The sequence below is a fragment of the Halorubrum sp. SS7 genome (assembly GCF_005435055.1).
Taxonomy (GTDB): Archaea; Halobacteriota; Halobacteria; order Halobacteriales; family Haloferacaceae; genus Halorubrum; species Halorubrum salinarum.
Window position 1 is genome coordinate 1 of record NZ_SGXV01000676.1, and the last position, 227, is coordinate 227.

Below are 227 nucleotides of genomic sequence, written 5' to 3' on the forward strand. Positions count from 1 at the left end.
GGGGAGGTCCTCTCCGGTCGGACCGGTGTGTTCGACTTCCTCGCCCGCGCTGAGGAAGTGGTACGCCTTATAAAAGCCGTGGACGATCAGGTGCGTGATCGCGGCGCCGAAGAAGCCGAGGCCGGCCTGGAGTATCATGAACCCCATCTGTCCGACGGTCGAGCAGCCCAGTTCGGTCTTGACGTCCGGCTGGACCGTTTTGAGTAGCTTCCCGGCCAGGGCGCTCG

At 64.3% G+C, this 227-nt stretch carries 1 protein-coding gene; it reads right to left on the minus strand.

Going from position 1 to position 227, the window contains the following annotated elements:
• The coding region (locus tag EXE44_RS19585; RefSeq protein WP_274595412.1) for a proton-conducting transporter membrane subunit at positions 1 to 227 on the minus strand (227 nt) is incomplete at both ends.